The following is a 12,986-nucleotide window of genomic DNA, read 5'->3' as shown; positions in this document are numbered from 1 at the left end:
GAGTACGTTTGACATAATTGCTTCTTTCTTCCATAATAACGATTTCTTTTTTGTATCGCTATTTCAGGACGGGACATCACTAAAAATATAAAAACTCTATTAGATTTTCACTAATGGAGTTTTTTATTTATGTTTGTACACTAACTTACCTTTATTGATGAAAAATCACAACCAAGAACATATCGAAAAATTACAACAGATTATCTTTAATACACTAGATCCTATTATCGATGATGACTACTCTTTATTAGATATTCCTGATTACAATAATATTGGAGATAATTTAATTTGGGAAGGTGAATTAGATTATTTATCACGTTTGCCTTTAAAGAAAATCTATGAATCAAATTGTTGGAGTTTTAGAGATAAAGATCTTCCTAAAAAAGGGATGATTTTATTACAAGGAGGTGGAAATTTTGGTGATTTATATCCTGAATCGCAAAATCTAAAAATTCATTTGATTCAAAAATATATTGACAGGAAGATTGTTATTTTTCCACAGAGTATACATTATAATCATATTGATAATTTCAATAAAGATTTAAAGATTTTTCAATTACATCCAAATTTGCACATTTGTGTGAGAGATCAAGAATCATATGAGTTGCTAATAGATAATGGATTAAAAAACATATACCTTCTTCCTGATATGGCATTTTGTATTAATTTTTCAAAATTCAACATTCCCTCTATTTCTACAGATAAAAATTTATTAATGAAAAGAAAGGATAAAGAATTAAATACAGATTCACTATTAGATAAAATTGTGACTGACAATTCCAATGTAGATGTTTTAGATTGGCCAACTTTTAATATATCGAGAAACATCCATAGAATACAATATAGAAAAGAACGATATAACCGTATTTTATCTAAAAAATTTTTAAATATCCCTTTATTGAATCGATTAGTAGATTCAAGGTTTGGATTAAAATCACGTAATCAAAAAGATAACTATATAAAACAAGGGATACAATTCCTTAGCGGATATGATACAATTTACACAACTAGATTACATGGGTTAATTTTAGCAATTCTTTTGGATAAAAATGTTACTATTATTGATAATAAACACAAAAAATTAAGTAGATTTTATACGATGTGGTTAAAAGAATTTGACAATGTAAAAATTTACTAAAGATGAAAAAAATAAAAACGAAATGCTTAATATTAATTCCTGTAGGTCCTAATACGAACATTTCCTACTTAGATGACACATTAGATAGTGTAAATTATTATATAGGGAATAAGACTACAGATTGCTATATTATTTTATTAGACGACACAAGAGATCATTCACTAACTACGTCGGCTTATTTTTCGAAAGAGAATATTACGCATATTAAAGCAAAAGATTATTCTGCTGAAAAAAACCGTAGTAAACCTGTTAATGGCCCATTATTCGGGAAAATTATTACGGCTATAAACTCTGTTATAGACAGTATCGAATTTGAGGTGTTTTTAAAAATGGATACTGACACTCTAATTACAGGCTACCATCCTCATTTAGATGCTATTGATTTTTTTAAAGATAATAAAAATGTAGGTATTTTAGGATCTTACTTAAAAAAGGGAGATGGTACATGTAAGATTAATGGAATGAGATTAAAAGGAAACATGCTAAAAAAAGAAATTTCATTTCCATATTACATAAGAAACTTTAAGTTAAAGTTAAAACTATCTAAGATTATGTCCAATGCTCAAAAATTCTCTAATTATAAACCAGGTGATACAGTTACAGGAGGAGGATATTTTATCAGCTACAATGCTTTACATAAATTAAATATGAATAAATTATTGAATGATGATTTAAGGTTTTCTTTAGTAGGTGAAGATTCATTGTTCTCGTTATTAGTCTCAAGCATTGGTTTTGAATTATCAGATCCCAAAGAAGATAATAACTTTATGGCTATTAATTGGCGAGGATTACCATTTCCTTTAGAAGAAATTTGTGCAAAAAACAAAAAAATTATTCATCCAGTGAAACTTGAAAAACCCGAAGATGAATCCAATATAAGAGCATATTTCAAAAAAAACAGGACTTAAATTTTTTCACATACTGTGTAAGTAAAAAAATTGAACTAAGAAAGAATGGATAGAAAGAAGTTTGGGGCTTACAGCTTGGAAAACGAATCATTTTACTTTTAGATAAGTTTTTTAATAATATGTAAACGCGTGATTTGATGAATATTTTAATAATTGCTACGGACAATTGAAATTATTTTAAGAATATTATTCAAAAGATTTTTCCTCTATTAAAAACTCAAATTTATGTTGTTCATCAACTTTGAAGTTTTATGTATACCATATTAAAACAAGAATCCATGTAAATTTGTCGTTAGGAAAGATAAAAAATAATTTACAACGGATAAATATAATTACACAGCTTCCAGCATACAAGCAGCTATGGACAAACTTACAATGAAATGGGAGTCACAATATTTATACGTTGTAGCAACTGTAAAAAAAAATTACAACATTTATTTTTGATATTATGAATCTTCGATAACGTAGAATTTGAGTATCTTTTTCGAATTACTTTAGAGATTAAAAAAATTACAAAACTAATATTATTTAGAATTTAAAGGTAAAATTTAATATCACACCAAAAACAAATAGTTTTTCCAACGATCAATGCCCTAAAAATATCAGTTTATCTTTCTTTTATGCAATTTTCAAAAAAATGGTCACATCCAATTAAAAATTGGGGAATTATTGTGAATCAATTTTTAACTATATTTGAAAAAGATTCAACTGTAAGAAACAGTCAAACCCATCTTATTTCTATTTACACAAAGGTGTAGACAAGGTCTAAAATATCCTAACTCAAGTTATTTATAACCTGAGTCCGATTAATAAAATATTTATAACTAATTAATTTTCAATGTTTAATATTTTAATGAAGGTTTTTTTTGTAGAAAACTATAGGCAATTATTCCCGCAAAAAGATTCATCATAAAGTTTACAACGGAACGATGTCTAGAATGCTCTACTTGACAAATGTTTTTCAATTTATCATTTATGGTCTCAATGATAGAGCGTTTCCTAAGCAAAATTTTATCACTCATTTTCATCAAACTATTCTTCATATTATTGCGAATATTAGTGATTAATTGGATCCCATCGACAAATAATAATTGAGTCAATTTTTCGCTGATATATCCTTTGTCACCGAATAGTTTTCCAAAAATAGACTGTAAAAAAGGTTCGTTTTCAAAGGTTCGCGATCATCCAGATTTGCCTGTGTCACACAAAAACTTAAAAGTTCATCTTTGTCATTGATGATTATATGAAATTTAAAACCATGAAACCAACCCATCGTAGATTTTCTTGTCGTAGCAATGTCTTTGAATACTTTGTTTCGCTTAAGTCTTTTGTTTTTACAAACTCTGATTGGAGTGCTGTCAATAAAAGAAATACATTTGCAACATCCTAAACAACAAGCTTTTGCAAATGTAGTCATCGGCATTAATGCAGACTGCATTAATGCTACAAATCGGTTATAGCAAACGGTTTGAGGGAAATCTTGTATCATATGTTTTGTACATAATAAATTTAAAAATGCTTAAAAGTACGAAAACCACTTAGGTGAAAAAGTATTGTTAAAGTGATTACTTCCGAAGTGCTCATTCTAGGTTTCTTTTTTGATTTGTTGCCAAGAAGGAAAGGTTCTAAAAATTATTCAAAACTTTACAAAACTCATCAACAATTGAATAAATTTCCGTAATTGTTATCAAAACAAATTATAAGACAAATCTGGTCAAATGCTTGAATGTCAGCAATTTAAATACGCTAATTTTTACCTTTTGTAACAAGTTTTTATAGTCTAAATTTACAATCGAACTCAGGTATATAGCTTACACAGTTTGAGATAGAATACCGTTCTTAATTAACATTTACTCCTTGTTTTATATATTGTTCTTTAAATTTATTTCTCCAACGAATCCATAAATCAGATGAACAGTTTTCAATATGTGCATGATCTAATATCTCGATAATACGATCCGATTTTATGTCTTTTGGTAAATCTGATATTACATCCAATTTGTCATGATACCACTCTTCATTCAGTAGATAATTAAATTTATTTATATCCAATTGTATATCATAATGCTCATGATACGAAGTCGTAGCCGAGCTTTGAAAAGTAGTATTCATGACTAATTTTTTAAGTTTCCCATACAAATAATTATTCGATTTATATTTATTGTACCAAATAGATGCATTTATAACTTGTTCCATTTCATCAACTTTATTATGTAAAGTTGACCAAACAAATAACCAATAATTTCTGTCATAAAGTCCCATTAAAAGAGCATTTAAAATCCAATATTCATTTTTGGATTCTTTATCCATAATACCTAAACGATATAATAAAGAGTAAACTTTGAATTTATTCTTCAAAATACAATTCATTACAAACCTTGAACCGGTTAATAAATGAGGTTTGATAAATTGTATCTCGTTTTCGTCTTTTATTATAGGACTTTTAATTGGTTTATTGGAAATCCAACCAAGCTTCAATAAAGATGTGTTATGATTTTTCATACTACTAACTAAACTATCTATATCGACTGTGGAAGTAAACCAAACATCATCTTCTGTCATTAAAACATAATCTTGAGCTTCTTCAACACTTTGTTTCCAATCATCAATAGGAATTTCAAACCCATTGATTAATTTACCTGATCGAAGGTTTTCTTCTATTGCAATCACTTTACGATCGTAATTTTTAGATTTTTGGATTTTAATTTCAGGATACTTCTGTTGTAACTTAATTAAATATTTATTTGGTGTCCCGTCATCAACAATTTTAATTTCAAAACTCCCTTTTACATGTAAATAGATAGAATGTAAACAACGATCCAAATAATGTGGTCGGTTAAACGATTTGATAATAATTGTAGTCATAAGTTTGTTGTTATTTTACCAAATTTTGAATATAATTTTAAATTTATTTTAGAATGAATAGCTCTCAAACTTTTATTTAAAAAGATAGAATCAAAAAATGTTGTTTTACCCTGTTTAGCTAATTGTTTATAAATCAAATCATAATAATCATAGTTGTACAAAAGCGATACTTCAAGTCCTTTGGTTAATTCTTCAACAGTAACATTAAAATCTTTGTTCAAAATTTTCTGTACAATTTGATCATCTAATTCATCATAATTATCCTTTTTGGTAGTCATTCTGGAAATAAAAAAATCCTTTGAAATTTCCATTAGTAATCGCTTAGAAAATCCACTTTCTGATCTTGAAATTGACGCTTCTAAAATTCTATAATCTAAAAGAGGTTGAGTAATATTTCCAAATTTTTTACCGCTTGATAAAAGTTGTAAATAAAAATCAAAATCTTCGCAAGCTTTAAACTTATCTCGATATCTTATATCTGTTTCATTTCGGAAAAATATTACGGGATGATATAAGGCATTTTCAGCATTAAACTTTCTTGTAATCTCTTCATGATTGGCAAAAGACTTTAAATAACCAATATTTTGATTGTTCTCGTTAATTAAATTCAAATCACTTCCTATCATAAATATTTCATGATTTTTTTCTAAAAAATCATATTGAATTTGAAATCGATCCTCCCTTGCAATATCATCAGCATCCATTCGTGCGATATATTTACCCTTAGCTAAATCTAAGCCTGTATTTAAATTTTCGACAAATCCTTTAAATCCTTTATTGTAAGGTTTGTTAATTAAATTTATCCTAACATCATGATACGAATGAATGATTTCTAAAGAAGTATCAGTTGATGCATCATTTATTATAATAAATTCAAAATCTGTAAATGTTTGATTTAATATAGAATTGATTGCTTGAACAAGATATTTTTCTGCATTGTAAACTGACATTACAACAGAAATTAGAGGAGTAATTCTAATATCACTCATTCGAAATAATTTTGTGTTCTTGCTTATTCACGATAATCGAATTGGCGGGTACATCTTTGTGAATTACACAGCCTGCTCCAATAATGACATTATTGCCTATGTTTACTCCTTTTAAAATTATCGAATTCGATCCCAACCAACAATTTTCACCTATTTTAATTGCTTTGGTTGTAAAATCTTTAGGAAAAACTTCTTTTTCATTATAACTGTGATTATGATCATACAGTTTTACATTTTCACCGAATAATGTATTTTTTCCAATAACTATACTTTCTAAACAATTAATCGAACAACCATTATTAAGGAAAACATTATCGCCGATTGTCAAATTTACATTCTTCCCTAAAACTAAATTAAAATTATTTCTAATCTCAATATCATTTCCAAATAAAGCCTTAGAAGTAGGATGAATAATAAAAGTTGTATAATTACCTAATCTAAAGTTTTTTCCAATAGAAAGACTAGGATGACTCACAAAACCAATTTTATTAAGTTTAAGCTGAATTTTATTATTTATTTTTGCAATAATATGCAACATATCATTTAGGTTTAGATATACAAATATATCTAAAGTTAATAATTTCTAACGATGTTATTTAACAATGTAACATATTAATGTAATTTTGAACTACAATATAAAATACTTAACCAATGAATAACCTCCCTCTTGTTAGCATCAACATACCTGTCTATAAATGTGAACAATATATTTTCAGATGTTTAGAATCTGTCAAAAATCAAACGTATAAAAATCTGGAAATTATTTTGGTTAATGATTGTACGCCTGATAACAGTATTGCAATCATTGAAGAATATATGGTTTCGAATAAGGAATTAAACATTCAATTACATCATCTACCAACCAATCAAGGCTTGTCTGTTGTTCGTAATACAGGAATTGATAAATCGACAGGAAAGTATATTTATTTTTTAGACAGTGATGATGATATCACTTCTAATTGTATCGAAAAATTAGTAGAAAATGTACTAATTAATAATACACAAATGGTTATTGCTCAAAATCGATGGATAAATACGTTTGATCAGTCTGTAAAAGATTTTGGGTTTCCTACAAGATCTCAATTAAAAATTTACGATTCAAATACCAGTATTTTTAAAGCATATTGCGGTAAAATGTTCCCAATAACTTCATGGAACAAATTAATTGATTTAGAATTTATTAAAAGAAATAACATTTATTTTGTTCCAGGTTTATATGCACAAGATGAATTATGGATGTTTCATTGCATGGAAAAAATAGATACTTTATCGATCATTGATGACATTACGTATAATTACTATTTACACGCAAATTCTGTTATTTTTAACCGAACAAAAAGAAACTCAGAAAATCATCAAACCATTTTAGAATGGATTGTAAAATCATATAAAAATACAGACGATACCGAACGAAAAAAATTGATAAGAGGCTGGATTATTAACTTTAAAAAATTGATTATTCAAATGCAATGGAAAGTCTTAAAAGATGAAGAATATTTCAAAATAAATTATAATCGTATGAAAAAAGCTCCATCGCTTACTTTTTCTGACTATTGTAGTGCTGATTTTACAAAAGAACAAAAAAAGGAAAATCTATTACTAAATCTTCCTGCGAATATTGGATTTAAAATCTTTAAGAAACGTTATGAAGGGTAAAATAAACTATTATTTTTTTCCTAATATTTTATTTTTTAGTTGATTAAAAACATATTCTACTATAAGTTTTAAGGGAATTTGATCTAAAATCTGCTCACTTGTAAAAACCTTGTTATGATAAATCAAATGCTTTATACTTTCTTTTGATTTTTCTGCAGATATTAGTTGATGAAGCACACCATACATATTCACATAACGTTTAAAAAAAGATTGCTCCGTTTCTATCCAACTTCCTTCAAAATGATGGATGACATAATTTTTTGGAATGTCCAATGAAAAGGCAGAAGAAGGAAATAATGCTGTATTATTTTGTAGTAATTGAAACTTATCTCTTAGTGGATTTGCTCCATATTTTTCTACTAATAATTTAGAAAAAATACTTGTATTCGATAATTGTTTAAATTCTGTTTGCCTCTCATAATAATTTAGCATATCCTCAACAAAAACATGCTTACTTCTTGCTCCAAAAAAAGCAGAAAAAGGCTTATTGAGCATCTCAAAACCACACACACAATCATAAATTAATAAATCATCAAAAGAAGATGTTACTTCCATATCGGTGTCTAAATAAAAACCACCATATTCATAAACTTTCTGAACGCGTATATAATCAGAAACAAATGCCCACTTTTTATTAGTATATGCCTCCCTTACAAAAGCATTGACAGTTAAATCACAATTACTTTCATTCCATTCTTTAATTTCATATTCAGGATTAAAAAGCTTCCATGTTTCAATATTTTTCTTTACATTTTCAGGGAGTGGATTACCGCCAAACCAGCAATAATGGATTATTTTAGGTATCATTTTTTTCTATTTATAATATTTCCTAATTAAATTATTCAAATACGCTTCTTTATCTTGAATAGAAAATTGATACTGCAATTCATGAATATCTATTGAATAATGCTCCCCTTTATTTTCCATTAACTTCATCGCAGGTTTTTGTAGTATTTCCTCGAAGGCTTCTACTATTTCTGGTATAAAGTAATTTTCGGCATAAGCCACATTCACAATTCTATTCCAACGGTTAGACTGAATGTATTGAAGCGTAATATCCTTTACATCTTCTACATCAATTAGATTACGTGTCGCGTGTTGGTGCACATTCAATTGTTGATTCGTTATAATTTGGCGATAAAGATAATTCATCAACAAATTAGGGTTTCCTCCTATTCCAACCGCATTACTAATTCTAAGAATAAGATAATTGGCTGTATTTTGTTTGATTACTTCTTCGATATGCAACTTATGCAGCACATATGGACTGTTATATTTAGAAGAATCATAAATGGAACACGTACTAAAATAAACCAATAATTGAGTAGGATATTGGGCGATTGTTTCTAAAACCAAGTCCAATTCCCGTTTAAATTGTTGTTCATCTTGCTCTGATGAATTTGAAACACCCGACGCAAAAAATACCACATCTTCTCGATCATGTTCCAAAAATTGAGATGCAATTAGCCCCTTACCTATTATCATAATTTGATAAATTTCATTTTTCTGTTCGTTAATATTAAAACTGACAATAATAAATTAACACCTCTAAATTTTTCTATCCAAGGTGACTTTATATCATTTATTTGAAAATCCCAATAGGCATTAAGAGCACTTAATTTTGCTTTGAAAGGAATTTTCTCCTTGCTTAATTCTTTGAAAAATAAAGATGCTCCTTTCGGTGATTTTTTTAATAACTGCCACGAATTTGCTGTTAAGCCATCTTCCAAATATTCTGCAAAATAGATAGGATCGTCAATATATAGTGTTTTATATTTTTTACCTATTTGACGATAAACATAGGATTCTCGGAAGAATTTTTCCCCTTCAAAATGTGGATAAGGATATTGTTTCTGAATCTCGGTTTTGAAAGCTGTTGCAAAATCTCCTTTTATTCCTAACTGGTAAACGAGTTCGTTATGGGTTAAAAGAATCTCGTGTTTCGGAAGGTTTTTTGAGTAGATAATTTTGCTTTTGTCTTTTATAGAATGACAACCAATAGCTATTCCTGCGACGTTTTTAGTATCTTTTATATGATCATATTTAGCAGTAAGTCTTTCAATAGCATCATTTGATAAGAAATCGTCACTATCTACAATGAAGAATAACTCTCCTTTGGCTTTTTTCAATCCATAATTAATGGCAATATGTTTACCATTGTTTACTTGATGATAATAACGAATTGTAAAATCTGCCTTTTCTTGAAATTGCTGCACCAATTGCGCTGTATCATCAGAACTTCCATCATCAACAATTATCCATTCAAAATTTTTGCAAGACTGTTCCAACAACGATTGAAATAATATTGGTAAAATGTATGCACGGTTAAAGGTAGGGGTGAAAATAGTTATCATTTCTCACAAAATTTAATCCATCTATATTCCAGTTTTTTTGGTGTTAAACCTATCAAAATTAAAATTCTTGAGATAACTATTATTTCATTCTTTTGACTTGTTGTGATTAAGTCAATTTTATTCAAATGTTTATTGAAGAAATATAAATTTTGAGTATCCTTATTCTTTATAATTTTGAATAATAATAATATTAAATGTAAATAAGAATTATCAACTAATTCCTTCTGCTGTAATTTCATACCTACATCTATAGCTTTTTTTCTTATATGTACTAGAGATGGTATATACTCAGGATTATATATCTTCGTTTTATTTGTTATTGTATTATCATGTAATCGATATAAAAATGTTGGATTCTCAACAAAGGTAAATTCATCATTTTTAATATCTGGTAATATATTTAAATAAAAGTCTGTTTCTTGCCCTCTCTTAATAAAGGGATCAAACAAAATTTTATTCTCTAAAAAATCTCTTTTTATTAATGCACTGTGTGTTAATATTGGGAAATTCCAAAACATATATTCTTTTATCAAAATATCTTCTATCTTAAATCTATTTTGCTTAATTATATTAAGGTTTTCATCAACCGTAGTATATGTAGCAAATACTATTTTATTCTTTTGTGTAAATAAATATATTCTAGATGACAAAAAATCCTTTAACATCACATCATCACTATCAAAAAAAACAATTAATTCTCCTTTTGAAAGTTCAAATCCATAATTTCGACAACTATTTCCACTTTTTACTAAATAATTTGGTCGATGGTAATAGGAAATTCTAATGTCTTTTTTTGTATAGTGATCTAAAACGTCTGAAGTATGATCGGTACTCCCGTCATCTACTACTATACACTCCCAGTTTTGGTAAGTCTGATCGATTATAGAATCAAGGGTTTCACCAATTAAATCAGCACGATTATATGTTGGAATAATGATAGATACTAAAGGTTGTTCGGTCATTTGTCAAATTGTTTTTCTTAATAGGATAGTTCTGTAAATTAACGAGAACTTTATCCTTCTTAAATCACCTATTAGGACACAAACTTGACGGCAACAGATTACTTGACCTATTGGGTCAAGTGATGTTGTATAATTTATTGTTCAAACGCAATGATTTCCGCTTGAATGTAGTCTACATAGTGTTTTAAGTCACGCAAATATACAGAATTAGATTTGGCATGACATGTATTTTATAAAATTGTTGTGAGGGTAAAATGATAAGGATGCGCCGCCCCAGAAGATGCATGTGGTTGATAAACAACTGTTACACTAACAATAGGAAAAGCAAAACCAACAGAGGATAAAGCTTCTTCCCTCAACTGTAATTCAATTTGATGCAAAGGTTTTTCTTTTTCGGAAAGAGGAAAATAGAAATACTGTAGATTGACGAGGTCTAATTCTAAACTTTCGTCACACTGCATCCATGCAAATGAAATCTCTAAGCACGAATTAGGGTGTTTTTGAGCACAAGATCGAAGTAGATTCATGCTTATCACCAAGCTGTTCTTCTCCAACGAATAAGAACAATCCAACGGATATAATTTCGAGTTTTTATTTAATTTTAGTTGTTGAAGCCTCCGTTCCTCATAAGCTTGTTACAATGCTAAATATAAATTTTCTTGATCCGATTGTTTTCTAACCTTAGAAAAAAAGGACACCAATTGATTGTGAAAGGTTCCATCTTTTTGACGCCATATCATAGGATTGAGTGCTTTTTTAAAACGCCCTACGAATGTGGCGACTTCTTTGAAACGTTGTTGTGCTGCTTTGGTATTTGGGTGGTCATGAGATTTTCTATTTACAAACCCTCCTGTATTTTTTTTGACAAATGATTGTCCATTTCGTTCAAAAAAGATCAAATCTCCTACTTTTCCTCGGATACTAAATAAACTATCTAACTTTGCCATAATAGTATTATATTTACATTACTGAATGTCAATAGTTTAAATATACTATTATTTTACAATTCTTCAAAATTTATTCGATTTGAATATTCTTTCTATAACGCCTTTATACTACCTTTATATCGCTTTTATACCCCTTCTATACCATGGTTTGTTCGACCTAAAAAGGAAGATAGAGTATAGATAAAGGCACCTACTTAGGTTATAGTTTAGCTTAGCTTTAAAATACTCGTGTATAAATCTAAATGCTGTTGTGCAATTTGTTTGGGGTTGCAAAAGGTTAACGAATAATCTTCATTTAACTTGGCACTTTCTTTATTTACAAGAGCTTGTCGCAAGGCTTCCACTACAGAGTTAAAATCATTGGGTTGATAAGTCGGATTGTTATTTTGTTCTACAATAACTATAAAAAACTCCAAGGTAATAACTAAGTATACTTTTAGTTTTTCGAATAATATTTAAATTATTGGATGTTAAATCTGATAAACTACAAGTTTTTCTCACTCTTTGATCAAAAGCTCCTCTATAAAAGTAGTTAAACATTTCTTTACTTTTTTTCTTACCAGAACTTTCATAAGGATGATTCACAATATATATAGGAAAATACTTTATTATCATATTGCATTTCATTGCATCAAATAATAAAATCTGCTCTTCTCCTTTCCTCAAGAAAGTACCTAATCCAAATCGATTATCGAATGTAATGTCTTTACTTTTTATAGATTCAATATTTAGTAAAATCTCTATAGAAGATACCCAATGTTTTGAATCTTCTTTTATTAAAAGATTCTCAAAAGGATAGTTTTTATACTCAGGTTCACCATGTAAAGTTTTTATTTTAAATGTAGCAACATCGAATTTATCGTTTTCAATAATAGTAAGAATTTCAAGTAATCCTGATTCAATATATGTTACATCATCATCAGCTATAAGCCCATATTTTGTAGTACAATTTGAAATACCTATGTTTCTACTATTTGACAAACCTTTTGTTTGTGTAGTTATGATTGTTATATCATCTCTTAATAACTGATTAGGGATTTCAATGTCATCATGATTTTGATGAACAATAAGATAACAGATATCTGGATGTTGAAATGAAACAGTTTTTTCTAAACCTAGTATTCCTTTGTTGAGTGTTGATATGATTATGGTTAGAAGTTTCATTTT

13 protein-coding genes and 1 pseudogene are annotated in these 12,986 nt (G+C 28.0%); 3 read left to right on the top strand and 11 right to left on the bottom strand.

The features are described from left to right. The first annotated feature begins 157 nt into the window (after window positions 1–157). Entirely contained in the window at window positions 158–1,138 is a 981-nt protein-coding gene (locus HX088_RS04020) for a polysaccharide pyruvyl transferase family protein (RefSeq protein WP_260541104.1), read from the top strand. A 2-nt stretch (window positions 1,139–1,140) separates the two neighbouring features. Then, window positions 1,141–2,046 carry a hypothetical protein gene (locus tag HX088_RS04015; protein WP_260541106.1) on the top strand — a complete coding sequence of 302 codons (906 nt, stop codon included), beginning with the start codon at window positions 1,141–1,143 and terminating at the stop codon, window positions 2,044–2,046. Window positions 2,047–2,888: 842 nt separating this feature from the next. On the opposite strand, the pseudogene HX088_RS13970 reads toward HX088_RS04015, so the two are convergent. The 4 genes and pseudogenes from HX088_RS13970 to HX088_RS03990 form a co-directional block, all read right to left on the bottom strand. Then, a pseudogene (locus tag HX088_RS13970) lies at window positions 2,889–3,747 on the bottom strand (IS982 family transposase). Window positions 3,748–3,885: 138 nt separating this feature from the next. Beyond that, on the bottom strand, window positions 3,886–4,911 hold the full coding sequence (locus tag HX088_RS04000; RefSeq protein WP_260541113.1) for a glycosyltransferase family 2 protein: 1,026 nt from the start codon (window positions 4,909–4,911) through the stop codon (window positions 3,886–3,888). After that, the gene (locus tag HX088_RS03995) at window positions 4,908–5,900 is read right to left on the bottom strand and encodes a glycosyltransferase family 2 protein (protein ID WP_260541116.1); all 993 of its coding nucleotides are present in this window, start codon (window positions 5,898–5,900) and stop codon (window positions 4,908–4,910) included. Before HX088_RS03995 ends, HX088_RS04000 begins: the two co-directional genes overlap by 4 nt. Continuing rightward, entirely contained in the window at window positions 5,893–6,438 is a 546-nt protein-coding gene (locus tag HX088_RS03990) for an acyltransferase (RefSeq protein WP_286483502.1), read from the bottom strand. The genes HX088_RS03995 and HX088_RS03990 overlap by 8 nt, the downstream gene beginning before the upstream one ends. A 113-nt stretch (window positions 6,439–6,551) precedes the next feature. On the opposite strand from HX088_RS03990, the gene HX088_RS03985 reads away from it, so the two are divergent. Continuing rightward, window positions 6,552–7,556, top strand: coding sequence for a glycosyltransferase (locus HX088_RS03985; protein WP_260541120.1), 1,005 nt, complete (start codon window positions 6,552–6,554; stop codon window positions 7,554–7,556). 9 nt (window positions 7,557–7,565) lie between these two features. Here the strand turns inward: HX088_RS03985 and HX088_RS03980 are convergent, their stop codons facing one another. The 7 genes from HX088_RS03980 to HX088_RS03950 all read right to left on the bottom strand — a co-directional run bounded on the left by HX088_RS03980 (window position 7,566) and on the right by HX088_RS03950 (window position 12,983). Further along, complete coding sequence (locus tag HX088_RS03980; RefSeq protein ID WP_260541122.1) at window positions 7,566–8,363, bottom strand: glycosyltransferase family 32 protein; 798 nt, start codon at window positions 8,361–8,363, stop codon at window positions 7,566–7,568. 6 nt (window positions 8,364–8,369) lie between these two features. Further along, window positions 8,370–9,041, bottom strand: coding sequence for an NAD-dependent epimerase/dehydratase family protein (locus HX088_RS03975; protein ID WP_260541125.1), 672 nt, complete (start codon window positions 9,039–9,041; stop codon window positions 8,370–8,372). Continuing rightward, complete coding sequence (locus HX088_RS03970; RefSeq protein WP_260541127.1) at window positions 9,038–9,910, bottom strand: glycosyltransferase family A protein; 873 nt, start codon at window positions 9,908–9,910, stop codon at window positions 9,038–9,040. The genes HX088_RS03975 and HX088_RS03970 overlap by 4 nt, the downstream gene beginning before the upstream one ends. Then, the gene (locus tag HX088_RS03965; RefSeq protein WP_260541129.1) at window positions 9,907–10,872 is read right to left on the bottom strand and encodes a glycosyltransferase family 2 protein; all 966 of its coding nucleotides are present in this window, start codon (window positions 10,870–10,872) and stop codon (window positions 9,907–9,909) included. The genes HX088_RS03970 and HX088_RS03965 overlap by 4 nt, the downstream gene beginning before the upstream one ends. Before the next feature lie 230 nt (window positions 10,873–11,102). Beyond that, the gene (locus HX088_RS03960) at window positions 11,103–11,399 is read right to left on the bottom strand and encodes a hypothetical protein (RefSeq protein WP_286483500.1); all 297 of its coding nucleotides are present in this window, start codon (window positions 11,397–11,399) and stop codon (window positions 11,103–11,105) included. Window positions 11,400–11,507: 108 nt separating this feature from the next. Next, window positions 11,508–11,819 carry a hypothetical protein gene (locus HX088_RS03955; RefSeq protein WP_286483499.1) on the bottom strand — a complete coding sequence of 104 codons (312 nt, stop codon included), beginning with the start codon at window positions 11,817–11,819 and terminating at the stop codon, window positions 11,508–11,510. Between the two features lie 381 nt (window positions 11,820–12,200). Then, window positions 12,201–12,983 carry a glycosyltransferase gene (locus tag HX088_RS03950; RefSeq protein WP_286483497.1) on the bottom strand — a complete coding sequence of 261 codons (783 nt, stop codon included), beginning with the start codon at window positions 12,981–12,983 and terminating at the stop codon, window positions 12,201–12,203. Between the last annotated feature and the right edge of the window lie 3 nt (window positions 12,984–12,986).

It is taken from the genome of Empedobacter sp. 225-1, assembly GCF_030328185.1.
Lineage (GTDB): Bacteria > Bacteroidota > Bacteroidia > Flavobacteriales > Weeksellaceae > Empedobacter > Empedobacter stercoris.
This window is presented reverse-complemented; position numbering and strand designations above follow the sequence as displayed.

What these genes read in the sequence shown, in the direction of transcription:
- HX088_RS03995 (WP_260541116.1), bottom strand. Translation starts at nt 5,900, where the DNA reads ATGAGTGATATTAGAATTACTCCTCTAATTTCTGTTGTAATGTCAGTT.
- HX088_RS04000 (WP_260541113.1), bottom strand. Translation starts at nt 4,911, where the DNA reads ATGACTACAATTATTATCAAATCGTTTAACCGACCACATTATTTGGAT.
- HX088_RS03990 (WP_286483502.1), bottom strand. Translation starts at nt 6,438, where the DNA reads ATGTTGCATATTATTGCAAAAATAAATAATAAAATTCAGCTTAAACTT.
- HX088_RS03955 (WP_286483499.1), bottom strand. Translation starts at nt 11,819, where the DNA reads ATGGCAAAGTTAGATAGTTTATTTAGTATCCGAGGAAAAGTAGGAGAT.
- HX088_RS03950 (WP_286483497.1), bottom strand. Translation starts at nt 12,983, where the DNA reads ATGAAACTTCTAACCATAATCATATCAACACTCAACAAAGGAATACTA.
- HX088_RS03970 (WP_260541127.1), bottom strand. Translation starts at nt 9,910, where the DNA reads ATGATAACTATTTTCACCCCTACCTTTAACCGTGCATACATTTTACCA.
- HX088_RS03975 (WP_260541125.1), bottom strand. Translation starts at nt 9,041, where the DNA reads ATGATAATAGGTAAGGGGCTAATTGCATCTCAATTTTTGGAACATGAT.
- HX088_RS04020 (WP_260541104.1), top strand. Translation starts at nt 158, where the DNA reads ATGAAAAATCACAACCAAGAACATATCGAAAAATTACAACAGATTATC.
- HX088_RS03985 (WP_260541120.1), top strand. Translation starts at nt 6,552, where the DNA reads ATGAATAACCTCCCTCTTGTTAGCATCAACATACCTGTCTATAAATGT.
- HX088_RS03965 (WP_260541129.1), bottom strand. Translation starts at nt 10,872, where the DNA reads ATGACCGAACAACCTTTAGTATCTATCATTATTCCAACATATAATCGT.
- HX088_RS04015 (WP_260541106.1), top strand. Translation starts at nt 1,141, where the DNA reads ATGAAAAAAATAAAAACGAAATGCTTAATATTAATTCCTGTAGGTCCT.
- HX088_RS03960 (WP_286483500.1), bottom strand. Translation starts at nt 11,399, where the DNA reads ATGAATCTACTTCGATCTTGTGCTCAAAAACACCCTAATTCGTGCTTA.
- HX088_RS03980 (WP_260541122.1), bottom strand. Translation starts at nt 8,363, where the DNA reads ATGATACCTAAAATAATCCATTATTGCTGGTTTGGCGGTAATCCACTC.